Origin of the sequence: Paenibacillus allorhizoplanae (genome assembly GCF_927798215.1) — a bacterium.
In the GTDB taxonomy this organism is placed as follows: domain Bacteria; phylum Bacillota; class Bacilli; order Paenibacillales; family NBRC-103111; genus Paenibacillus_E; species Paenibacillus_E allorhizoplanae.
Window position 1 is genome coordinate 1 of record NZ_CAKMMW010000032.1, and the last position, 21636, is coordinate 21636.

Annotated in this window: 25 protein-coding genes, 1 rRNA gene, 1 pseudogene and 1 riboswitch; of the genes and pseudogenes, 23 read left to right on the top strand and 4 right to left on the bottom strand. The window is 46.1% G+C overall.

What is annotated here, in order from left to right:
- Positions 1–101 (top strand): 5S ribosomal RNA (rrf, locus tag L6I86_RS31725); the annotation flags it as partial.
- Between the two features lie 151 nt (positions 102–252).
- On the opposite strand, the gene L6I86_RS31730 is transcribed toward rrf, so the two are convergent.
- A complete protein-coding gene (locus L6I86_RS31730) occupies positions 253–780 on the bottom strand; it encodes a hypothetical protein (RefSeq protein WP_236292738.1) in 528 nt (175 codons plus the stop codon).
- A 135-nt stretch (positions 781–915) separates the two neighbouring features.
- On the opposite strand from L6I86_RS31730, the gene L6I86_RS31735 reads away from it, so the two are divergent.
- The 10 genes from L6I86_RS31735 to rsmI all read left to right on the top strand — a co-directional run bounded on the left by L6I86_RS31735 (position 916) and on the right by rsmI (position 8257).
- Entirely contained in the window at positions 916–1116 is a 201-nt protein-coding gene (locus L6I86_RS31735) for a sigma factor G inhibitor Gin (RefSeq protein ID WP_236292739.1), read from the top strand.
- A gap of 111 nt (positions 1117–1227) precedes the next feature.
- On the top strand, positions 1228–2739 hold the full coding sequence (locus tag L6I86_RS31740) for an aminotransferase class I/II-fold pyridoxal phosphate-dependent enzyme (protein ID WP_236292740.1): 1512 nt from the start codon (positions 1228–1230) through the stop codon (positions 2737–2739).
- Between the two features lie 21 nt (positions 2740–2760).
- Entirely contained in the window at positions 2761–3417 is a 657-nt protein-coding gene (gene tmk / locus L6I86_RS31745; RefSeq protein WP_236292750.1) for a dTMP kinase, read from the top strand.
- Between the two features lie 45 nt (positions 3418–3462).
- A complete protein-coding gene (locus tag L6I86_RS31750; protein WP_056618038.1) occupies positions 3463–3792 on the top strand; it encodes a cyclic-di-AMP receptor in 330 nt (109 codons plus the stop codon).
- Positions 3793–3825: 33 nt separating this feature from the next.
- Positions 3826–4272, top strand: coding sequence for a YaaR family protein (locus L6I86_RS31755; RefSeq protein ID WP_056618035.1), 447 nt, complete (start codon positions 3826–3828; stop codon positions 4270–4272).
- Positions 4273–4302: 30 nt separating this feature from the next.
- Positions 4303–5280, top strand: coding sequence for a DNA polymerase III subunit delta' (gene holB, locus L6I86_RS31760; protein ID WP_171629537.1), 978 nt, complete (start codon positions 4303–4305; stop codon positions 5278–5280).
- Between the two features lies 1 nt (position 5281).
- Entirely contained in the window at positions 5282–6085 is an 804-nt protein-coding gene (locus L6I86_RS31765) for a PSP1 domain-containing protein (protein ID WP_056618027.1), read from the top strand.
- A gap of 60 nt (positions 6086–6145) precedes the next feature.
- Complete coding sequence (gene yabA, locus L6I86_RS31770; RefSeq protein WP_056618062.1) at positions 6146–6490, top strand: DNA replication initiation control protein YabA; 345 nt, start codon at positions 6146–6148, stop codon at positions 6488–6490.
- 72 nt (positions 6491–6562) lie between these two features.
- Positions 6563–7324, top strand: a complete 762-nt coding sequence (locus L6I86_RS31775; RefSeq protein ID WP_236292751.1) for a tRNA1(Val) (adenine(37)-N6)-methyltransferase — start codon at positions 6563–6565, stop codon at positions 7322–7324.
- A gap of 45 nt (positions 7325–7369) precedes the next feature.
- A complete protein-coding gene (gene rsmI, locus L6I86_RS31780; RefSeq protein WP_236292753.1) occupies positions 7370–8257 on the top strand; it encodes a 16S rRNA (cytidine(1402)-2'-O)-methyltransferase in 888 nt (295 codons plus the stop codon).
- Positions 8258–8496: 239 nt separating this feature from the next.
- Here the strand turns inward: rsmI and L6I86_RS31785 are convergent, their stop codons facing one another.
- On the bottom strand, positions 8497–8751 hold the full coding sequence (locus L6I86_RS31785) for an AbrB/MazE/SpoVT family DNA-binding domain-containing protein (RefSeq protein WP_028609554.1): 255 nt from the start codon (positions 8749–8751) through the stop codon (positions 8497–8499).
- A gap of 368 nt (positions 8752–9119) precedes the next feature.
- Here L6I86_RS31785 and L6I86_RS31790 point away from each other — a divergent pair, with 368 nt between their 5' ends.
- Both L6I86_RS31790 and L6I86_RS31795 read left to right on the top strand, forming a co-directional pair.
- Positions 9120–10397, top strand: a complete 1278-nt coding sequence (locus L6I86_RS31790; protein WP_236292755.1) for an HD domain-containing protein — start codon at positions 9120–9122, stop codon at positions 10395–10397.
- A 70-nt stretch (positions 10398–10467) separates the two neighbouring features.
- Positions 10468–11235, top strand: coding sequence for a TatD family hydrolase (locus tag L6I86_RS31795; protein WP_236292757.1), 768 nt, complete (start codon positions 10468–10470; stop codon positions 11233–11235).
- Here L6I86_RS31795 and L6I86_RS31800 read toward each other — a convergent pair.
- Complete coding sequence (locus L6I86_RS31800; protein ID WP_236292759.1) at positions 11218–12468, bottom strand: ABC transporter permease; 1251 nt, start codon at positions 12466–12468, stop codon at positions 11218–11220. The genes L6I86_RS31795 and L6I86_RS31800 overlap by 18 nt on opposite strands.
- The gene (locus L6I86_RS31805; RefSeq protein WP_236292772.1) at positions 12465–13208 is read right to left on the bottom strand and encodes an ABC transporter ATP-binding protein; all 744 of its coding nucleotides are present in this window, start codon (positions 13206–13208) and stop codon (positions 12465–12467) included. Before L6I86_RS31805 ends, L6I86_RS31800 begins: the two co-directional genes overlap by 4 nt.
- A 283-nt stretch (positions 13209–13491) precedes the next feature.
- Positions 13492–13685, top strand: a riboswitch (cyclic di-AMP (ydaO/yuaA leader).
- Between the two features lie 280 nt (positions 13686–13965).
- Between L6I86_RS31805 and L6I86_RS31810 the strand changes: the two genes are divergently transcribed.
- The 10 genes and pseudogenes from L6I86_RS31810 to spoVG all read left to right on the top strand — a co-directional run bounded on the left by L6I86_RS31810 (position 13966) and on the right by spoVG (position 21609).
- The gene (locus tag L6I86_RS31810; RefSeq protein WP_236292773.1) at positions 13966–15105 is read left to right on the top strand and encodes a 3D domain-containing protein; all 1140 of its coding nucleotides are present in this window, start codon (positions 13966–13968) and stop codon (positions 15103–15105) included.
- A gap of 117 nt (positions 15106–15222) precedes the next feature.
- Positions 15223–15759 (top strand): ribonuclease M5, encoded by a 537-nt coding sequence (gene rnmV / locus L6I86_RS31815; RefSeq protein ID WP_276574924.1) that lies wholly within the window; start codon positions 15223–15225, stop codon positions 15757–15759.
- 44 nt (positions 15760–15803) lie between these two features.
- Positions 15804–16712 carry a 16S rRNA (adenine(1518)-N(6)/adenine(1519)-N(6))-dimethyltransferase RsmA gene (gene rsmA, locus L6I86_RS31820; RefSeq protein WP_236292777.1) on the top strand — a complete coding sequence of 303 codons (909 nt, stop codon included), beginning with the start codon at positions 15804–15806 and terminating at the stop codon, positions 16710–16712.
- A 55-nt stretch (positions 16713–16767) separates the two neighbouring features.
- A complete protein-coding gene (yabG, locus tag L6I86_RS31825; RefSeq protein ID WP_056618001.1) occupies positions 16768–17649 on the top strand; it encodes a sporulation peptidase YabG in 882 nt (293 codons plus the stop codon).
- Positions 17650–18037: 388 nt separating this feature from the next.
- Positions 18038–18313: a biofilm formation stimulator Veg gene (veg, locus tag L6I86_RS31830; RefSeq protein WP_028557365.1), complete on the top strand. Its 276-nt coding sequence runs from the start codon at positions 18038–18040 to the stop codon at positions 18311–18313.
- Positions 18314–18467: 154 nt separating this feature from the next.
- Positions 18468–18638, top strand: a pseudogene (locus L6I86_RS31835) (small, acid-soluble spore protein, alpha/beta type); the annotation flags it as partial.
- Positions 18639–18932: 294 nt separating this feature from the next.
- Positions 18933–19787 carry a 4-(cytidine 5'-diphospho)-2-C-methyl-D-erythritol kinase gene (gene ispE / locus L6I86_RS31840; protein WP_056617998.1) on the top strand — a complete coding sequence of 285 codons (855 nt, stop codon included), beginning with the start codon at positions 18933–18935 and terminating at the stop codon, positions 19785–19787.
- 195 nt (positions 19788–19982) lie between these two features.
- Positions 19983–20807 (top strand): pur operon repressor, encoded by an 825-nt coding sequence (gene purR, locus L6I86_RS31845; protein ID WP_056617995.1) that lies wholly within the window; start codon positions 19983–19985, stop codon positions 20805–20807.
- Between the two features lie 15 nt (positions 20808–20822).
- The gene (locus tag L6I86_RS31850) at positions 20823–21206 is read left to right on the top strand and encodes a RidA family protein (RefSeq protein ID WP_056617992.1); all 384 of its coding nucleotides are present in this window, start codon (positions 20823–20825) and stop codon (positions 21204–21206) included.
- A 118-nt stretch (positions 21207–21324) separates the two neighbouring features.
- Positions 21325–21609 (top strand): septation regulator SpoVG, encoded by a 285-nt coding sequence (spoVG, locus tag L6I86_RS31855; RefSeq protein WP_028557369.1) that lies wholly within the window; start codon positions 21325–21327, stop codon positions 21607–21609.
- Positions 21610–21636 lie beyond the last annotated feature (27 nt).

The window sequence follows — 21636 nt, forward strand, 5'->3', positions numbered from 1 at the left end:
GAAGGGATCCACGCGTTCCCATCTCGAACACGACCGTTAAGCCTTCCAGCGTCGATGGTACTTGAACCGCAGGGTTCTGGGAGAGTAGAACGTTGCCAAACAACTGAAAGAGCCTTACTTGGAGAAATCCAGGTAAGGCTCTTTTATTGCATTTCTCCATGAAAGAAGCGCTATGAAACCCAAATTAGCTGTAATTAATACAGCTAATTCAGTTAATGACATTTTTCAAGTTAATTATTTAGCTAAACTTGGTTACTGTATATAACAGGAAGTATCCTTACTTGATATTTTTACTAAACCAGCTTTACGATAAGGCTGGAAACGGAACAGCATCCACAACCGCGGCAGAAGCATCCAACAGTGGAAGATCGTCAGGTGGATCAGCCAAGTACCAGGTATCCAAGGATACAAGATAAGGATCAAGGCAAGTCCAATGCAGAACAGGTGAAACTGTACTTTGGTAACGAGACGTACGGATGCATTGCCTTCAGGCAAGAAACCGGACCAGAAGATGCCAAAGCGGTAGGACCAACCGCGCATGGCCATGCCAATGGTGAAGTGGAAATAAGCGCGAATGAGCAGGGTGTGGAAGATGAGCAAAAGTGGGTAGCTCACAAGTAGTGGGAGCCAATGAGATGGGTCAAATTTGTACAAGACTATTAGAATAAGGGACGCATAATAGAGAACTATTTTATAGATAGAATGATAAAATCGCCTCATTAACGTGTAGCTGTAAATCGTAGATTGTTTAGATAAATTGGATTCTTGTTTGATTGACATAAAAGGGACCTCCGCGCTGCGGTAACGTGTTATGAAGGTATTATCGGCATCTCCCTGCCAAAATATGAGCATTTAGCTAGTTTAGGAGAATCGAGAATCGGACATACTAGTCATAAAAGATCGTGGGGTGATCATATGGAGGAGAATCGGCTTGGACTATGTATGATTTGTGAGAAACAGCGGATTGGCGGTATTCATATTGTGACGGCGTTCATATGTGATGAATGTAGTGAAGAGATCGTCAAAACCAACGTTTCAGACCAGAAATATCCGTTTTTTGTGAATCAGATGAAGAAGGCATTTTACATGGGAAATTCGAGGCAGTATATGAATTAAGAGGAGAAGCTTCTTTATAGAAGCTTTTTTTGTTTTTTTATCGGTAATCCACTACTATAGAAGGGTAAATTGAAAATTGAAAGCTATTGTAGCTGGGGGAGTTTGATCTGTTTGTGCAGCGAACATTTACATAAGGCTCAAGCCCCTCTTTTTGAGGCTATGGTTGCCCATCACGCTACGAGGTCCATTAGCCTGCATGTGCCAGGTCATAAATCAGGCCAAGGGCTGCTCGAAGAAGGAACAAGCTTTCTACAATCGATCATGTCTATTGATTATACAGAAATAACGGGACTGGATGATTTACATCATCCGGAAGGCGTTATTAGGGAGGCAGAACAGCTCGCGGCAGCATGTTTTGGCGCGGAGGAGACGTATTTTCTCATTGGAGGGAGTACGATTGGTAATTTAGCCATGATCGGAGCTGTTTGTCAGAGGGATGACCTCATTCTTGTTCAAAGGAATGTACATAAATCAGTCATTCATGGGCTCATGCTGGCAGGTGCGCAAGCTATATTCTTAGCGCCAGAGGTCGATCAAGAAACAGGTGTAGCAACATATGTACATATCGAAGTTGTTAAACAAGCGATGGAGCAGTATCCAAATGCGAAGGCGTTATTTATAACGAATCCGAATTATTATGGTATAGGAACGGATTTGAAGCCTTTTGCAGAGCTAATGCATGAGAAAGGAAAGCTTTTGCTAGTGGATGAAGCGCATGGTGCGCATTTCGGCTTCCACGAAGAGGTGCCAGCATCCGCCTTGTCCCAAGGCGCTGACGCCGTCGTACAGTCGACACATAAGATGTTAACCGCTATGACCATGGGAGCTATGCTGCATGTACAGGGGCCCAGGATCAACCGGAAAGCCATCCAGCATTTGTTGGCGATGCTGCAGAGCTCAAGCCCATCCTATCCAATCATGGCGTCTTTAGACTTGGCGAGGAAGCGAATGCATACGGAAGGGCACGCGTGGTTGGAACAAGGACTTCATATGATGAAGGAATTCAGAGAAAACTTAGAGGCGTTGCCATGTTTCCATGTCTACCCAAGGGAAAATCAACAGGCGATCGGCGCGGGAGTCGTCGAAACAACAGATCCTTTTAAAATTGCTATATATGACCCTACTCTTATCCTTTCTGGAGCCGAGCTCAAAGAACGTTTAGAGGCCGAGGGCTGTTATATTGAGATGACTGATGGCTATCTAGTTTTACTGGTATTTACCCCTGCTAACTCAAGGGAGGATATGTTGCGTGTAGTCCAAGTTTTAAGCAACATTTGTTTGGACATCATGAACCGTAAGCAGGAACTTCAGGCGCCTATCTCGAATATAATTAAATTACCCACCTACGCACCCATCTCCTCACCGATAAGGTTTGACCATCGTGTCTTGTTTCAAGGGACAACTCAAATGGTTAATATAGAGGAAGCGATTGGGAAGCGTTCAGGTGAGATGGTCATTCCTTATCCGCCAGGTATTCCTTATTTATATCCAGGTGAAGTCATAACGGCTTCTGTAGCTGAGGCACTCGTATTTTTGGCTAGACAGGGGATCAGGTTCCAAGGAACCTATTTTGGACAGACGCACAAATTAACTATATACACAGATCACGAAGAGACTTCGTGAGGCAGTATGCAGGAGGAACACGTGAACGGAATATTCATAACGTTTGAAGGGCCAGATGGCTCCGGAAAAACAACACAGCTCAAAAAGATAGCGAAGGAGCTACAAAAGTTAGGACATGACGTACTTGTTACAAGAGAACCGGGTGGCACTGCAATTAGCGATAAAATCCGCAGTATTATTCTCGATCCTGTGAATGGGGAGATGGTGGATCAAGCAGAAGTATTGCTTTATGCAGCATCGCGTGCGCAACATGTTCATGAGCTTATCCTTCCAGCACTGAAAGCTGGTCGAATTGTCCTTTGCGATCGATTTATTGATGCTAGTGTAGCCTACCAATCTTATGGGCTTGGTGTAGATATCGAGATGGTGAAGAATATTTCGAAATATGCGAGCTCAGGGCTGCAGGCAACTAGGACTTATATGATGGACGTTCCCGTTGAAGTGAGTTTGGAGCGGTTAAATCAGCGAGCAGGTGCTACGGAGTTTACACAACAGTTGGATCGCATTGAGCAGAAAAATGTCGAATATCACAGCAGAGTACGAGCAGGCTTCCACCAAATTGCAGCCGATCATCCTAAACGAGTCATCATGATTGATGCTAATCGAGATGTAGAACGCATCGCCGCGGATATATGGCAGGATTGCAAACAGTTGCTTGAGGAACATATTTCCGTCTAAAGCAGAAAACCAATTCTTAGTTTATAATATAAGGAGGCATCACTTATGAAACTAGTCGTAGCCGTTGTTCAGGATAAAGACAGTAACCGTCTCTCTAACGCTTTAATTAAGGAAGGGTTTAGAGCCACGAAGTTGGCAAGTACCGGTGGGTTTTTGCGTGCGGGGAACACAACCTTTATGATTGGTACGGAAGATGATCGTGTGCAAGAGGTGATGCAGGTGATTCGAGCAAATTGTAAAATTCGCGAGCAGTTGGTGACACCTGTTTCTCCAATGGGAGGAACGACGGATTCGTACATTCCATTCCCTGTGGAAGTACAAGTGGGTGGAGCGGCCGTTTTCGTATTGCCAGTCGAACGATTCGAGCATTTCTAAATATAATCAGCTCTACACAAGGATGGATGCGTCTTGAAAATTAACCCGGGGCTGCAGCCCATCGGTAAGAATATTAAAGTTGGTGAGAATGTTCCTCCGCCGCAGATGGCTCCGCGCAATTTCTCTGACATCATGCAGCAGCACGATGAGAAGTATACGCAGGAACAGTTGACCAAAATGGTACAGCAAATTACACTTCAAGGCGACCGCTTATCGAGAGGCATGACAGTTAGAGAGCTTCTGCAATATAAGCTTCTCATTCGTCAGTTTCTCGAAGAAACGGCTCGTCGAGGTGTTAACTTAAGAGATACGAAGGGCTGGGATCGTCGCGGTCGTTCGAAGCGATATAAGCTTTTGGAAGCAATCGATCAAGAGCTCCTCTTGTTAGCCGATGAATTATTGGAGAATGAGCAGGGGCGGATCGAAATTTTGCATAGAATCGGAGAAATCCGAGGCATGTTGATTAACTTGTTATTTTAAAAATATAAGTGTGTAATGGGGCGAAAATAAATGTCCTTTCAAGCTATACCGGGACAAGCAGCAGCCAAACGGCTGCTGCAGAACGGACTACGTCAAGACAGGCTGTCGCATGCGTATATTTTTAGTGGTCCTGTTGGGACAGGGCGTTCCGAGATGGCAATCGCACTCGCCAAAGCGATCTATTGTCAGAATGGGACAGATGATGCATGCGGTGAATGCCTAGAATGCCGTAAGGTCGAACATGGCAATCATCCAGATCTCCATATGGTCGCTCCTGAAGGCGCTTCAATTAAGATTGAGCAGATTCGGGAGTTGCAGAAAGAGTTCGCCTACAGGGCAACAGCGTCTGGAACGAAAATATATGTCTTATACCATGCAGAGAAAATGACGGTACAGGCTGCGAATAGTTTGTTGAAATTTCTAGAGGAACCGAACTCTCGTGTGGTCGCGATTCTGATCACCGAGAACGGAAATGCGCTGTTACCTACGATTCAATCGCGGGCACAGTGGATCCAATTTACACCAATGGCACGTGAACAGATGGTGCTCACATTGCTGGAAGAAGGACTTCCAGCGGCATTAGTACAACCTGCAGCGCATGTAACAGCAGGTTTGCAAGCGGCAAGAGATTTAATTGCAGCAAATTGGTTTGCAGAAATGAGAACCGTAATGTTACAATTAGCGAAGGAGACGCTCACACGTTTCCCTACTTCCATGATTACCGTACAACAGCGGATTGTGAAAACAGAACTTGCGGATCATGTTTCGGCTTTGTTCGACTTATTGATCCTCTGGTTTAAAGATATGGTGCAGTTGCGCCTTGAGCGCAGAGATAAGCTTGTATATAATGACCAGCTAGACTGGATGAGCTCCCTCGCTTTAAGTCGAGATGTCTCGGTCTGGGTGCGTATGATGGAGCAAGCCGTAGATTTACAAAAGCGACTGCGTTCCAATGCCAATTCTCAGCTGGTTATAGAGAAAATGCTCGTGGAGATGCAGGGGGTGTAAGATGTACTCAGTGGTTGGCGTCCGCTTCAAGAAGGCGGGTAAAATATATTATTTTGATCCCATTGATTTACCGATCGAGAAAGAAAGTGCCGTTATAGTTGAGACCGCACGCGGTGTAGAATACGGCAAGGTCGTGGTGGGCAAAAAGATCGTCAAAGAAAACGATGTGGTTCTGCCACTCAAAAAAGTCATTCGCATTGCGGATGATACGGATGCTGATCTGGTTGAAGAGAATAAAAAAGCAGCCAAGGACGCTTTCCAAACGTGTCATGATAAAATAAAAGACCACAGTCTTAAGATGAAGCTAGTGGACGTAGAGTATACCTTCGACCGAAATAAAATTATTTTTTATTTTACAGCTGAAGGACGCGTCGATTTCCGTGAGCTTGTGAAGGATTTGGCTAGTATTTTTCGGACAAGAATCGAGCTCCGTCAAATTGGTGTGCGTGATGAAGCGAAGATGTTGGGTGGCATAGGTCCGTGTGGGCGAATTCTATGTTGTTCTTCCTTCTTAGGTGATTTCGAGCCAGTCTCCATTAAGATGGCGAAAGATCAGAATCTGTCCTTGAATCCGACCAAGATATCAGGGTTATGCGGAAGATTAATGTGTTGCTTGAAATATGAACATGATAACTATGAAAGTGCCAAAGATTCGTTGCCGACGGTTGGCCGATTAGTGATTACTTCTTTTGGCAGTGGCAAAGTATTGGGACTTAATATTAAAGAACGTACGGCAAAAGTTCAATTGTTTGATCTTGGGAAAGCGCTAGATCTACCATTCGATGATGTTGTTGAACAAGAGTAGAAGATCGAGGATCCAAGGAGGCGCTGGCCAGTAAGCATGCATGGCACTAGAGGTGAAAGCGTGGATAAACAAGATATTTTTGGACAAATAGATGGGATCGAAGAACGAATGGGTACCACGTATGCGGAATTAGGTGCCTTGAAGAAACGGATTATTACCCTCATCGAAGAAAATAAGAGATTAAGCATAGAGAATCAGCAGCTGCGTAAGCTCATTCGCCAAGAGGAAACGGTGGTTGAGGAGCCGACGAGAGATACTGCTGAGGAACCGGTACAGCTACCAGGAGCCGGATATGATAATTTAACCCGCTTATACAATGAAGGATTTCATATTTGCAATGTGTATTATGGACACCTTCGGACCGAGGGAGATTGTTTGTTTTGCTTATCCTTTTTAAATAAATAAGACGTTTGGCCGTAGGGGTGTATCCCTTACGGTTTTTTTCCATAATAAGCAACAAAGAGAAAGGAAAGACGTATGAAGCAAGTTTCGTTACTACAGACTGAACGAATTGATGATTTATTGACATATGATTTGAAAATTATCCAAAGTGATGAAGTGTTCAGCTTCTCGATGGATGCAGTACTCCTAGGGAGGTTCAGCAGTGTTCCGCCCAAGGGGCGAATCGTAGACTTATGCACAGGTAATGGCGTGGTGCCCCTGTTGCTGTCAACAAGGACACGTGCGGAGATCTGGGGCGTTGAGATCCAGGAACGCTTGGCGGATATGGCTGTGCGCAATGCAGAGATTAATGATCTATCGGAACGGCTGCATATGGTGCAGGGCGATTTGAAAACGATTCACAAAACCTTGGGACATGGACAATTTGATGCTGTCACGGTGAATCCACCCTATCTGCCTGTTCCCAATGGGGAGCAGAATAGTAATGCGCATTTTGCGGCGGCGCGTCACGAGATTCATTGCACGCTGGAGGATGTGATTGCGGCAAGTGCTAAGCTTGTCAAAGCAGGCGGTAAAGTGGCCATGGTACACCGGGCTACGCGGCTGGTGGACATCGTTTGTCTCATGAGGCAGTACCGTATCGAACCGAAACGAATCCGTTATGTCCATGCACGTGCTGGAGAAGAAGCGATGATGGTGCTAATCGAAGGGATGAAGGACGGTAAGCCAGAAATTCGCACCCTGCCACCTCTGATCGTATACACAGAGAAGGAAGAATACTGCCAAGAGCTGAAAGACATCTACTATGGAGGACGGAGCGCTCTGGAGTTCTCGTAGATAGGCTAACTGTACGATTAATATAAAGTGATGAGGGATTGAACTGTGAGTGTAACGATACAGAAAAGCTACCGCGAGGATGCTAGCGGTGTAGGCACACTATACCTGGTTGCCACACCGATCGGCAACCTTGAAGATATGACCTTCCGCGCGATCCGCACGCTGAAGGAAGTAAGCATGATTGCCGCGGAAGACACGCGGCAAACGCGCAAGCTGCTGACCCATTTCGAAGTCGCTACGCGACTGGTCAGCTATCACGAACACAACAAGCAAGCAAGCGGCCCGGAACTCGTCCGCTTGCTGCTTGAAGGGCAGAGCATCGCGCTAGTCAGCGATGCTGGCCTGCCGGCCATTTCCGACCCAGGTTATGACCTGGTGCGGATGGCCGTAGACGAGGGCGTGCCGGTGGTGCCCATCCCCGGCGCCAATGCGGCCCTGTCGGCGCTGATTGCATCAGGGTTGCCGACAGAGAGATTTGCCTTCGTCGGATTTCTCCCTCGGGAGAAAAAGGATCAGACGAAGTTGCTTGAAGGGCTGCAGCATGTGCAAGACACATTGCTGTTCTATGAATCGCCGCACCGCGTGGAGAAAACACTTCTGCGCATGGCGGAAGTGTGGGGGGCGGAGCGCAGGGTTTGCCTCGCCCGCGAGCTGACGAAGCGGTTCGAGGAGTTCCTGCGCGGCACAATCGCAGAGTGCCTCGCGCACTTGGAGCAGTACCCGCCTCAGGGCGAGTACTGCGTGATCGCCGAAGGCGCATCCGACGCGGCCGTGCAGATTGCTGCTGACGGCTGGTGGGAGGCGAAGTCGCTCGGTGAGCATGTCGCCCACTATGAGGAGCGCGGAATCGATCGCAAGGAAGCGCTGAAGCTGGTTGCAACGGATCGCGGATTATCGAAGCGTGATGTATACAATGCGTTACTGGAGCGTTAAGGGGCCAAGCTAAACATAGAAAAGGAAAAGGCCCCTTAAGGGGCCGATTCATCTACCATATATAGGATCATAATATTGTTGAGTCACTTCTAGATGTCAGTCTTCTATCTTCTAAGGTCTATACAAAAAAAGATCTCTAACCCGTGGCCGAAGCCAACAAAGTTAGAGATGAAAGGAGATATGAAAAAGGTTAGAATTACCAATAGGATAAGTGCTACTTCTATTATATACTACTTTTCTTATTTTGTCACAGGTGTTGGCATTTCTGATAAACAAATATGACAAACAATTTTTCCTTTGAAGTACGATACATTCTCCGCATTGCCACAGAAGATACAAGCTGGCTCATATTTCTTCAGCATGATGCGCTCACCGTCTACATATATTTCCAAAGCGTCTTTCTCGCCAATACCCAATGTGCGGCGCAGCTCGATAGGAATAACAACGCGTCCTAGTTCGTCCACTTTTCTAACGATTCCTGTAGATTTCATCATATATATAAAACCCCTTTCGATTTTATCAATTTTTTATCAATATCGTCATGTTTCGACATTTGCTTATGACTTATGATACCAACGATTCCCAAAATAGTCAACCATATTTTCACTGAAAACGAGTAGTTTCATGTCTATTTTGATTTATTATGTAAAGCGGTAAAAAACGATGATGGCGCTATCTATAAGGGGTTGTAAGGATTATATTACGAACTTTTCAAGGGCCTATTTCATAAGAAATACTGGAAAATCAGCGATTAAGTACTGAATAAATTGGAATTTGATATTCGACATTAATCGACATGACAAAAGGTTTCATGTCGAAAATGTCGAAAGTATTTAACTATATCAAGGGAGGTTCAAGCTGTATGAATGAAGAGAAGGTGTTTAAAGATCCCGTTCACAAATACATTTATGTGCAAGACGATACGATTTGGGATTTGATTAATACCCGTGAGTTTCAACGGTTGCGCCGTATTCGTCAATTAGGTACGTCCTATTTAACTTTTCATGGTGCTGAGCATAGCCGCTTCTCCCACTCGCTTGGTGTCTATGAAATTACGCGAAAAATTATTTCGCAATTCGAGCGCAATCACTATGAGGATTGGCCGAAGGAAGAGCGTCTGCTATGTTTATGCGCCGCATTGCTGCATGATTTGGGACATGGTCCTTTTTCACACTCGATTGAGAAAGCTTTTGGTACAAAGCACGAGGACTGGTCCTGCCGCATCGTGTTAGGGGATACTGAGGTGAACGAAGTACTGAGTCGTGTCTCACCTGATTTTCCGAAGAAGGTGGCAGGTGTCATTTGTAAATCCTATAATGAAGAGATTGTCGTCAGCTTGGTTTCCAGTCAATTGGATGCGGACCGTATGGATTATTTGCTGCGCGATGCTTACTTTACCGGTGTGAACTATGGCACATTCGATCTGGAGCGCATTCTACGTGTGATTAGGCCTTACAAAGGGCATATTGTTGTCAAAGAGAGCGGTATGCATGCTGTTGAGGATTATCTAATGTCTCGCTATCAAATGTACTGGCAGGTTTATTTTCATCCCGTTACGAGAAGTGCAGAAATTCTTTTGCATAAAGTATTTGCACGAGCTAAACATTTGTATGAGGAAGGCTATACGTTCGGATTTATGGTCGAGCCGATTCTTCATCTCATTCAGAATCAAATCTCCTTAGAAGACTATTTGCTGCTGGATGAGTCTGTCATGCAAACGATGCTGACCTTCTGGATTCAAGAAAAGGATGATATGCTGAGGGATATGTGCAAGCGCTTCTTGGATCGTAAATTGTACAAGTACAGTACCTTCGATGGTGAGCAGGGGGAGCTTATTCAGCGTATGGAAAAAGTGATGAGAGAAGTTGGTTTCGATCCGACGTACTATATGGAAATCGACTTCCCTTCGAATCAATCCTATGACGTGTACAGAGCTGGTGAAAACGATGATAATTTGCCGATTTTCTTGCTGGATCACAAGGAGACGTTAACTGAAATTACGCATCGGTCCGAAATTGTACAATCGATTAGTGGCTTCCAGATGGGTAAGCATCATGTATACTATCCTGAGGAGTTTCTTGAGCGGTTGAATGCTGAAGAGTATCCGGATGTTTGGGAGATGTTGGGGGAGCAAGAATAAGCAGGTATAAGTAGCTATAAGCAAAATGATGGAACATCATTCATATTCAGTTACATAAGGGAGAACAGTCATGCTAACGGATTCACATACACATTTAAATGCTGAGCAATTCAAAGATGATCAAGATGCAGTCATTCAGCGGGCGTTAGAGGCCGGGGTTACAAGAATTGTGAATGTCGGCTTTAATCGAGAAACGATTCCTAGCTCAATCGAGCTAGCTGAGAAATATGATTTTATTTATTCGACGATTGGCTGGCATCCTGTAGATGCGATAGATATGATGCCTGGCGATTTGGAATGGATTGAGTCCTTATGTCAGCATGAGAAGGTGGTCGCGATCGGGGAGATTGGTCTGGATTATTACTGGGACAAGTCGCCCAGGGATGTTCAGCAACGAGTCTTCCGGGAGCAAATTCGGCTTGCGCGGAAGTTGGGGATGCCAATAGTGATTCATAATCGGGATGCACATCAAGACATTCTAACGATTCTCAAAGAAGAGAAGGCGGCGGAGGTCGGAGGTATCATGCATTGTTTCTCAGGCAGTTGGGAGACGGCGAAGCAGTGTCTGGATATGAATTTCCATATTTCCTTTGGAGGCCCTGTTACGTTCAAAAATGCAGTGCAGCCGAAAGAGGTGCTGGCGCAGGTTCCGCTTGATCGATTATTGATCGAAACGGATGCGCCATACTTAACGCCACATCCTTTCCGCGGTAAGCGCAACGAAACCGGTTATGTTCGCTTGGTGGCCGAGACTGCCGCGGAAATTCGAGGGATGACGTTGGAAGAGATAGCTGAAATTACAACCAACAATGCGATTCGGTTACTCGGCCTCAAGTAAGGCGTTTTTCTTGAACTTCCGGCGTAAAACAACGCCGCATGCGAAAGAAATAAAGGCAAGACTGAGTAAAGGGACTACGATATACAGGATGGGGGTTCCCATCATAAATGGAATCGTTAGGATAACAAGCTCTAGCAAAAGGGTTAGCCAGATGATAAAGGCTAGGGAACCTGCTCTTGCTTGAGGCTCCAATGGGTACATATGGAGCCAAAATGTATATCGATGTGCACGTTCCAATGAAGTAAGCTGAACCATCGAGATCACAAGTGCGATGAGTAGGATGACGCTTCGTGCAGTCGTAGAGTCTGCAACGACTAGGGCTAAGATGCCGATCACAATCAGACGGAGTACAATGGCGAACATCTCGGTGCGCAGCAATGTCTTCATATATAAGTAGAGAAACGCCGAATCCTGTCGAAATGGAATCGTTCGGGTAATCCCGCTGATCCAACCTCGGCGGGCTATTCGCGTTGGTAATTGAGGTACATCCACGAACCAGTTAAAGAAGGCGTAGAGTCTCGCTTGCTGTTGTTTCTCTTTGGCAATCAGATAGTCCCATCCGATCACATATTTACCCGCGTATCGGAATGCAATCAGCCAGACGAATACAAGAAGTATTGCGGCAATGCTTGCCCATAAACTGCTATAGTGAAATTGGACCGTAATTAAGGCGAGGGATGCTATCCAGCGGTAACAAACAGATACGAATCGAGTTCGTTCAGCGGCAAATCTTCCTTCCTGCCAACTCGCTAATAGGTTCGCTACTTTTAATAGAAGTAATAGAGCGAAAATGAGAAGAAATGGCTGCGCTTCGGTACCTAGACAGTGCTTATATAGGGGGGTTACTGCGACCCAACCGAGAAATAACCAAGCACCCTGAAGTGATAAGCTATACAAGAAGCTGCTTCGAAAATAGACGCCCATTTCGTGTTCAATCCGTAATAGAAACATCCGATCGGCACTGCGAGTCAGTGTTCGAATGGAGCTTGAAACGACGAGTGGAACGAGCACGAGCAGCACGATCCATAGGTACGGATAATCTGTCGGAAGACGCTGTAATGTTTTTGCATAATAATAGGAAGAAACGATGACAAGAAACAACAAAAAGCCGATAAAGTTACTGCGTGCGGCATACTGCCAATATCCCATGGATTCCTTCCAATAATGTTGAAAACGCTGCTTCCATAATGCATGTGTGTTAAATGCAGGTGTACTATCCGTTATGTAACTCATGCCATGTCTCCTTGAACGAGCTTGTAGAAGATGTCGTCTAATGACGCCTGAGGCAGCGCTGTCTGGGCGCGTAATTCGACTAAATCTCCCTGAGCCACCATGTGACCTTTGTGGAGAACGACATAAGCATCGCAATATTTTTCAATTGTAGACAAAATGTGTGAGGAAATGAGAAAGGATGCACCTTTCTTCTTCATTTGAACCATGAGATCAAGCAAGGAACGAATCGCTAAAGGATCGAGTCCGAGAAAGGGTTCATCGATGATATATAAAGAGGGTTCGATTAGGAAGGCATTCATGATCATGACCTTCTGCTTCATCCCTTTAGATAAATGACTTGCGAAGCTATTGAGCTTGTCTTTCATTTGAAACTGCTCTAATAAAGATCGAGAACGGGTTTCATAATCCGCTTTAGAAATACCGTAAGCCATCGCTGTTAGCTCGAGGTGTTCACGAATCGTAAGCTCTTCGTATAACTCCGGACTTTCAGGTACATATGCGTATGTCGTTCGGTAAGGCAATGGATTTTCGGCTAATGTTAAATCGTTAATGCGAATGGACCCTTTTTGCGGTTGAAGCAGCCCGAGAATATTTTTGATGGTGGTACTTTTCCCTGCACCATTGAGTCCGATTAGCCCCATCATTTCACCTTGACGGATCGAGAAGGTAAGGTCATGAAGAACAGGTTTGTTGGGTAAATAACCACCGAATAAAGCGTTTACTTGCAAGATGGGACCCATCTCAATTGCCTCCCTAAATAGCAAATTTTTGGTATTTTTCAATCAAATACTTCCAGAATCATTATAAACAAATTTGCATTTATAGCCTAGTTTTGACCATTATACACTAAAAAATCGCGTATACGTACGTTAAAGTTAGATACGTGTAGATATAAGTGGGTTATATATGAAAAATAAACGAAATTTAAGCGATTTAGCCCTTTTTAACGGGTGTTAATCCCTTTACAGGTTGAGATTAACAGCGTAATATACTTTTCATAATAACTTAATATCCAATTTGCCAATTTTCCATTCGCTGAGTTCCAAATGTGGGAACGGGGGAACCACTGCAAGCTTAATGAGCATTCCAATGCGGTTAAGTAAGCAGACAGTAATAGGGGTGAATCATAGACGTCAAACAAGCAGTTTGCGTCTACGTAGGGCGACTCTCACGTCCGAATCCGTCAGCTAACCTCGTAAGCGTAAGAGAGGTAACGATTGTCGTGCGTGCTATTTGTATTTCATTATGCAAACTAAGCCAGCGAGAAGAGTCCTCTTCTTGCTGGCTTTTTGTCCTCATTTAGGGTTATACACAGATCATAAGACATAAAACAACCCGGAATTCATAGGATGATGAATAGGTAAAAGGGGGGGACGACCAGATTCAGCGGAATAACTTGCTGATGATGGCGAGCGTTAAGTTAAACTAAAAACCTTAGTCGCGTCAAATTAATCATGCTGTAACCTGGCGGCGAGGCTTTGAAGGAGGACCGAAGAAGTGGGCAGTATCTCAATTAGCGAGACCCATGTAAAACGATCATCCAGCATGTCCTTCGCATTGCGATGGAAGCATGAAAACTTGCGTTTGATTTTAAGCCTAGCTATAATCTCAATCGCAATGACTTTCATGTTTTTGGTGTTGTTGTACGGAACGGCTACCAAGAGCGTATCCGTGGTTGTTAATGGACAAGAAACTATTGTGCACACGAAGCAATGGGTCCTGCAACGCCTACTGGATGAACAAGCCATAACGATTGGTGAGCACGATGAAATTTCAGCTTCACTCACGACCAAGCTCAAGGGTGGAGACAAAATTGTTATCGAGCATGCCTCACCGATTCAATTGACTGCTGATGGAAAGACCACCACTGTTTACACAACTGCAAGAACGGTAGAAAGTGCATTGCAACGTTTACATATTGCACTTGGGGAGAACGATCGTATTTCTCCCGAACCGACGTCCGCTCTTACCACTGGCGATGAAATCAAGATCGTCCGTGTGAAAAAAGAGACGGAGGAAGTCTCTGAACCGATCGCATTCGAGACAGAGAAAAAGAATGACGCATCTTTACTCAAAGGGAAAGAGCAAGTGGTCCAAGAAGGTAAAGAAGGCGTATTGGTCAAGAAGAAAGAAAAGACTTTCGAAGACGGTGTTTTAGTCGCGGAAGCAGTTGTGGGTGAAGAAGTACAAACAGAAAGTGTTAAGAAAGTAGTGTCCGTAGGCACGAAAAATCCTGTGGTTGTTCTCTCCGCCTCTTCACCGAGTGTGGATGAGGTTTCCAAGAATGGTGTGACCTTCGGTTACAAGCAAATTCTCAAAAACGTGAAGCTTACTGCTTATTCAGCGGACGCTGCGTCGACAGGCAAAACCGAGGGCTCGTCTGGGTATGGTAAAACCTACACAGGTACTACCGTGACTGAAGGGCGTACAATTGCCGTCGATCCGAAAGTTATTCCGCTTGGTTGGTGGGTGTACATTGAAGGGATTGGTTTCCGTCGTGCTGAGGATATTGGCAGCGGCGTGAAAGGCCAAATGATCGATGTATATTATGAAGATCACGGATATGCAAATAAATTCGGCACGAAGCAAGGGTACACTGTGTATGTGGTTGGCCCTACAAAACCGTCCCAAAACTAACGTGTAAACGGTAGTTTCGACGGGAACACTACAATATACACGTAGCTTGGCATCTGCCTGCGCGAAAGAAGAGGAGACCCCTCTTCTTTTTCTGCGTACTGGGGAAGGAAAACGGTGATGATAAAAGAAATGATCGTTGTGGAAGGTAAGGACGATACAGCTGCGATCAAGCGGGCTGTGCAGGCGGATACAATTGAAACAGGCGGCTCCGCCATCGGACAAGCCGTACTCAAGCGAATTGCACTGGCTCAGCAGCGCAGAGGCGTCATTATATTCACGGATCCGGATCACGCAGGGGAACGGATTCGCAAAATTGTAGCAGCCAAAGTTCCTGGCTGCAAGCATGCTTTCATTACGCAGGAGCAAGCGGCGTATAAAGGTGACATCGGTGTCGAGAACGCGACGCCGGAGACGATCCGTCAGGCGCTTCAGAGCCTGCGGACAGAGTATAATGCAGCGGTCTCGCAGCTGACGATGGAGGATCTGATCGCGGCCGGTCTCATCGTGCATCCGGATGCCGCAGCTCGCCGTTTGGCCGTGGGCAATGCGCTGGGCATTGGTTATTGCAATGGCAAGCAATTTTATAAGCGCTGCGCAATGTTTCAGATTTCACGAGAGGAATTTGAGGCTGCGCTTGAATATTTGAATCAGTAGAATCCCTAGAGTCACTAGAACCCTATAGATACGAGGTCTATACTATGAATATAACCGGACAAGAGGTTGTTGTAACAGCAGAAGATGTAGCAACACCAAGTAAAACAAAACAAATTATTAAGAAGAATGGTCTCGTGCTGAAAAAAAGCTTGGGCCAGAACTTCTTGATTGATCAAAATATATTGAGCAAAATCGTTATGGCTGCTGAGCTTGGGCCTACAAAGGCTGCACTCGAGATCGGCCCCGGCATCGGCGCGCTCACACAGCAGCTAGCCAAGCTGGCTGGCCGCGTGCTGGCCGTCGAGATCGATCAGCGTCTGCTGCCCATCCTGGACGAGACGCTGGCTCCTTACCCCCATGCCACTGTCGTTCATGGGGATATCTTGAAGACCAACCTGCCGGAGTTGTTCCGGCAGCATTTCGAAGGCATGGAAGGCGTCAGCGTTGTCGCCAACCTGCCTTACTACATTACGACGCCGATCATCATGAAGCTTCTTGAAGAGAAGCTTCCCCTGGAGAATATCGTCGTGATGATCCAAAAAGAAGTGGCCGACCGCATGGCGGCTCGTCCGGGCACCAAGGATTACGGCAGCCTTAGTATTGCCGTGCAGTTCTACTGCAAGCCGGAGCTCGTCACGATCGTGCCTCGCACCGTCTTCGTGCCGCAGCCGAACGTCGATTCCGCTGTTATCCGGCTGCGTGTGCGTCAAGTGCCGCCTGTTGAAGTGGCGGACGTGGACTTCTTCTTCGCTGTTGTCCAAGCGTCCTTCGTTCAGCGTCGCAAAACCCTGTATAACAACCTCGCGGCGAGGTTCTTTACCAAAGAGAATAAGCCTGAGCTGGAAGCGTTGCTGCACGGCATTCAGATCGAGCCTTCACGCCGGGGTGAAACACTCAGCATGGAAGAGTTCGCGCGTTTGTCAACGGCGCTTCGTGCGCACGGCTGCAAATAACCCGCACCAAATGCCTAGTCTCGCCATAGGATACCCTTAGGAGGGGATTTGTGCGATGAGGCAAGGAGATTTTGTTACCCGTATTTCCTATGGCGGCGACGTCGTGTTTAAAATTGAACGAATTGAGCATCTCAAGGCCATTCTGAGGGGTGTCGATTTTCGGTTACTTGCAGATGCGCCGCTCACGGATCTGACGAAAACGAATCCTAAGGAGACCTTAGATCATCCACGGTCAAGCTCGCCTGAATTTCGTGAGTCACTGCGTCGACTTGCGGTGTCCCAAGTGCAATTGCAGGAGAAGAATCAGATAGCCGTCAACCATAAACAAAAATCACAACCGGCTCATAACAGTTATTTTGAAGTGCCGGGAAGAGTTCTTCACTTGGATGGCGATCCGAGTTATCTGCGAAAAAGTATGCAGCTCTACGGCGAATTACGCGTACCGGCAGAAGGGTTCTTCATTCCTGAGGCACAAATGGCGGAAGCGCTGCAAAGATTGCTTCCTCAATATAAACCGGACATTGTTGTCATTACGGGTCATGATGGTATTTTGAAAAATCGGCAAAGCGTGAGCCCGAGCAATCTGTCGAGCTATAAGAATTCCCAAAACTTTGTGAATGCGGTGCGAGTGGCTAGACAATTTGAGAGGAATCGGGATTCCTTAATTATTGTGGCGGGTGCTTGTCAGTCGCATTTTGAAGCGTTATTGCGGGCTGGGGCTAACTTCGCAAGTTCTCCTGCACGAATACTTATTCACGCCTTAGACCCTTTGTGCATCGCTGCTAAGCTGTCCTATACCCCAACAAGAGAAACGATTTCGATGTTGGATATTATGGATTTAACGGTGACAGGCCTGGAGGGACTAGGTGGGGTTGAGACGCGCGGTAGCTATCGGATGGGTGTTCCTGGTATTCAGCACACAGAAGAGTCTGTGTAGCTGGATTAGGCGTCTCTAGAAGAGGGGATAGGGCAGTAGTCATTTTAAGCTAATGAAAGCCTTTCTGATTCGTGTGATTCATAGAAACACTTTTTGTTCTGAACTCCGTGTGGGTGATGACAGGAAGTGTTCTTTTTTTGTCCTCATCAGGCAGTAGTTCCTTGGTATTTGCTCCATATTCGTATGTACAAGGGAAAGAAGTTTCTCCTTAACTGGAAAAGTGTGAATAATTTGCGAACATTGGTGACAACCTGAAGGGAGGAGAAATCGGAAAACCTATAAAAATGCCGTTGACAACGGGAATAGGGTGCTGATATAATATTTGCCCTCATTTGACATGGTGGGGTGAATGGGTTATAATTGACTAGGAAAGAGGTGGTAGTTGACAATGGCAAAAAATGCGCTATTGGAAATCAAACGCAGTTTGGAGCCCCATGTTGGGCAGAAGATCATGTTGAGAGCGAATGGTGGCCGTCGTAAGACTGTCGAGCGTTCCGGTGTTTTAGAAGAAACCTACCCTTCTGTGTTTATTGTGAAATTAGATCAAGAATCCCATGCCTTCAAACGAGTGTCATACAGCTACGCCGATATCCTCACCGAGTCCGTCGAAGTTACCGTATGCAACGATGATGGTCAGGTTCGCATCACTTACATACAGCATTAGCTTAATAGCGTTCCGATATTGAACAGGCCTCTGTGGCCTGTTTTTGCTTTGTATCTATCCTAACGATCAGGGCATACTATTCGAAATCGTCATTCAATCACTGCTTATGATGGTTGCAGCGTTCATTGTGCGCAAATGATAAGGAGGATTTGGTATGAGTCGAAGAAGAAGTGTGATGTCTGAGAGTTTTAAATATGAGTTAGCGAAGGATCTTGGTTTCTACGATGTCGTACAGCGAGAAGGCTGGTCAGGGATTCGCACGAAGGATGCAGGGAATATGGTGAAGCGGGCGATTCAAATTGCACAGGAGCATTTGGCCAAACAATACGTTTCGGCTCCGACCAACGCGCACACCCCCTCGTCTAACTATCGTCAGACGACCGCTAGTCAGCCGGCATTTAACGGACAGGGACATACAAACTATTCACCGTCATATAACAGTCATCATCAGCAACAAATGGGCACAGCGAATTATCCGCCGGCTGGCTACCAGCAGTCTAATCAGCAGTCCGGACAAGGCACGCAACGTCCGTATTACAGCTAAAGCAAATGCTTTAGCTTTTTTTTTATGCTTTTGTTATAATATCGGGGTGGCTAACGAGCAAAAGAAGGTGATCGGATGAAGATTTTTGAGAAAGCACCGGCTAAAATTAATTTGTCTCTTGATGTTTTACATAAAAGGCCAGACGGCTACCATGAAGTTGAGATGGTTATGACGATGGTGGATTTGGCTGATCGGATCGAAATGCAGGAGATGGCACGTGACACGATTATCATATCGAGTCAGGCGGGGTACATTCCGCTCGATGAGAAGAATCTAGCCTTTCAGGCTGCACGTCTCATTAAAGACCGCTACGACGTCAAACAGGGCGTCTATATTCACTTGGACAAGCGGATACCTGTGGCTGCAGGTTTAGCGGGCGGGAGCAGCGACGCGGCTGCAACATTGCGAGGGCTCAACCGTCTCTGGAACTTGAATATCCCAAATGAGGAGCTTCAAGTGCTAGGTGCAGAGCTTGGCTCGGATGTGCCTTTCTGTGTGACAGGAGGAACTGCTCTTGCAACAGGGCGTGGCGAGAAGCTGGAACATATCTCAGCACCGCCTCAGTGCTGGGTTGTCCTAGCGAAGCCGCCTATTAATGTGTCGACCTCAGAGATTTACGGAAAGCTGAACGCGCGCGAGATCAAGCATCATCCTTCCACGTCTGGTGTATTAAGTGCGATACGGGACAAGCAGTTCGATCGTTTATGCGACAATTTAGGCAATGTACTGGAGGAAGTGACGCTGGATCTGTATCCAGAGGTCAGACATCTGAAGGAGTGCATGCAGCGCTTAGGGGCAGACGGTGTATTGATGTCGGGCAGCGGGCCAACCGTCTTTGGTCTTGTTTCCAAGGAGGCGAAAGTGCCGCGCATCTATAACGGGCTGCGAGGCTTTTGTAAGGATGTTTACGCTGTGCGCATGCTGACCTAAAGAAGCTTGTTGGAGCCCCGCGACGGGGCTCTTTTTCATCTAAAGGGGTATAATGGTAAGGATGGATCATGAGCCTTAATCGATGTCAGATGCATGTTAAGTTTATGTTAACATATTTTTCATGGTTCGCTTGAACAAATACGTATAAAAGTGGTATATTTTCATTATAATATTCGGATTTTGGGGGGTAGTGCGATGAAAAAGTTGAAAAGGAGCGCTAGGCTGGTAGAAATGACACAATATTTGTTATTTCGCCCCCACTCGTTAATCCCTTTAACGACTTTTGCCGAGCGTTACAACTCCGCGAAATCTTCCATAAGCGAAGATCTTGCCATCATCAAGGAAGTTTTTGAAGAAGAAGGATTGGGCGAACTGAATACGCTGGCCGGAGCAGCCGGAGGCGTGAAGTTTTCACCGAAGGTGCCCAAAGAAATATCACTGAAGTTTATCCAGAACCTATGTTTGCAACTTCAACAACCAGAACGGATTCTCCCGGGTGGCTATTTGTATATGTCAGATATAATGGGACAACCCCAGTATTTGAACGAAATTGGCAAAACCTTTGCATCCGCTTTCGCTGGTCGCGATGTGGACGTAATTATGACCGTTGAAACCAAAGGGATACCGCTTGCTTATGCAACGGCTACCTATATGAATTTACCTGTTGTTATCGTACGTAGAGACAGCCGGGTGACGGAAGGTTCAGCCGTTAGCATTAACTATGTGTCGGGCTCCAACAAAAGGATCCAGACGATGTCACTTGCACGGCGTGCACTGAAGGAAGAATCCAAGGTACTGATCATCGACGACTTCATGCATGTTGGCGGAACGATTCATGGCATGATGGACCTGCTAGCCGAGTTTAAAGCAACTGTACAAGGTGTTGGTGTATTCATGGAATCCTGCGAGGCCGAGGAGCAGTTGGTGGATAACTATGTGTCACTAGCTCGGTTATATGGCGTAGACTCCAAAACGAAACAAATTACGGTAGAGCCTGGCAACTATTTTGATTCCAAATAAAGGAGATTTATACAGATGGAATTCATTTCAACATCAGCAGCACCTGCTGCGATCGGACCATACTCACAAGCGGTTAAACTGGGTAACCTGTTGTTTACTTCCGGACAAATCCCGTTAGGCTTAGATGGACAAATCGTAGAAGGCGGCATTAAGGAACAAGCTGTTCAAGTTTTCGAAAATTTGAAAGGCGTGCTTGAAGCAGCAGGCTCATCGTTCGGGCAAGTTGTGAAAGCGACTGTCTTCTTGAAGGATATGAACCAATTCGGCGAGCTGAATGAGATCTACGCTAGCTACTTCGGAGATCATAAACCTGCTAGATCTACCGTAGAAGTTGCGAGATTACCTCGTGATGTTTTTGTCGAAATTGAACTAATTGCTGTGATTCCTGTCGAAATTTAACAGAAACATTAAGAACACATTAAGTTATCAAAAATTTCAAAAAAATAAGAAGGAATTTGCATGGAGATGTTGAATATATCACCCAAGTCTCAGAGATGGAAAAAGGTGGTGAACACAAGTGCAAATTACAGATGTAAGACTCCGCCGGGTAAACTCCGAGGGGAGGATGAAGGCGATTGCTTCTATTACCATTGATAACGAGTTCGTCGTACACGACATTCGTGTCATCGATGGCAATAACGGAATGTTCGTTGCTATGCCGAGCAAGCGAACACCTGACGGTGAATTCCGCGATATCGCTCATCCGATTTCGTCCACGACTCGTGAGAAAATTCAAGCAGCAGTACTCGCTGAATATGATCGCGCGGCTGTAGAAGAGGAAGTTATTGAAGAAGGCGCATAATTCAGATTATTGAGAGAGCCCTTGGGG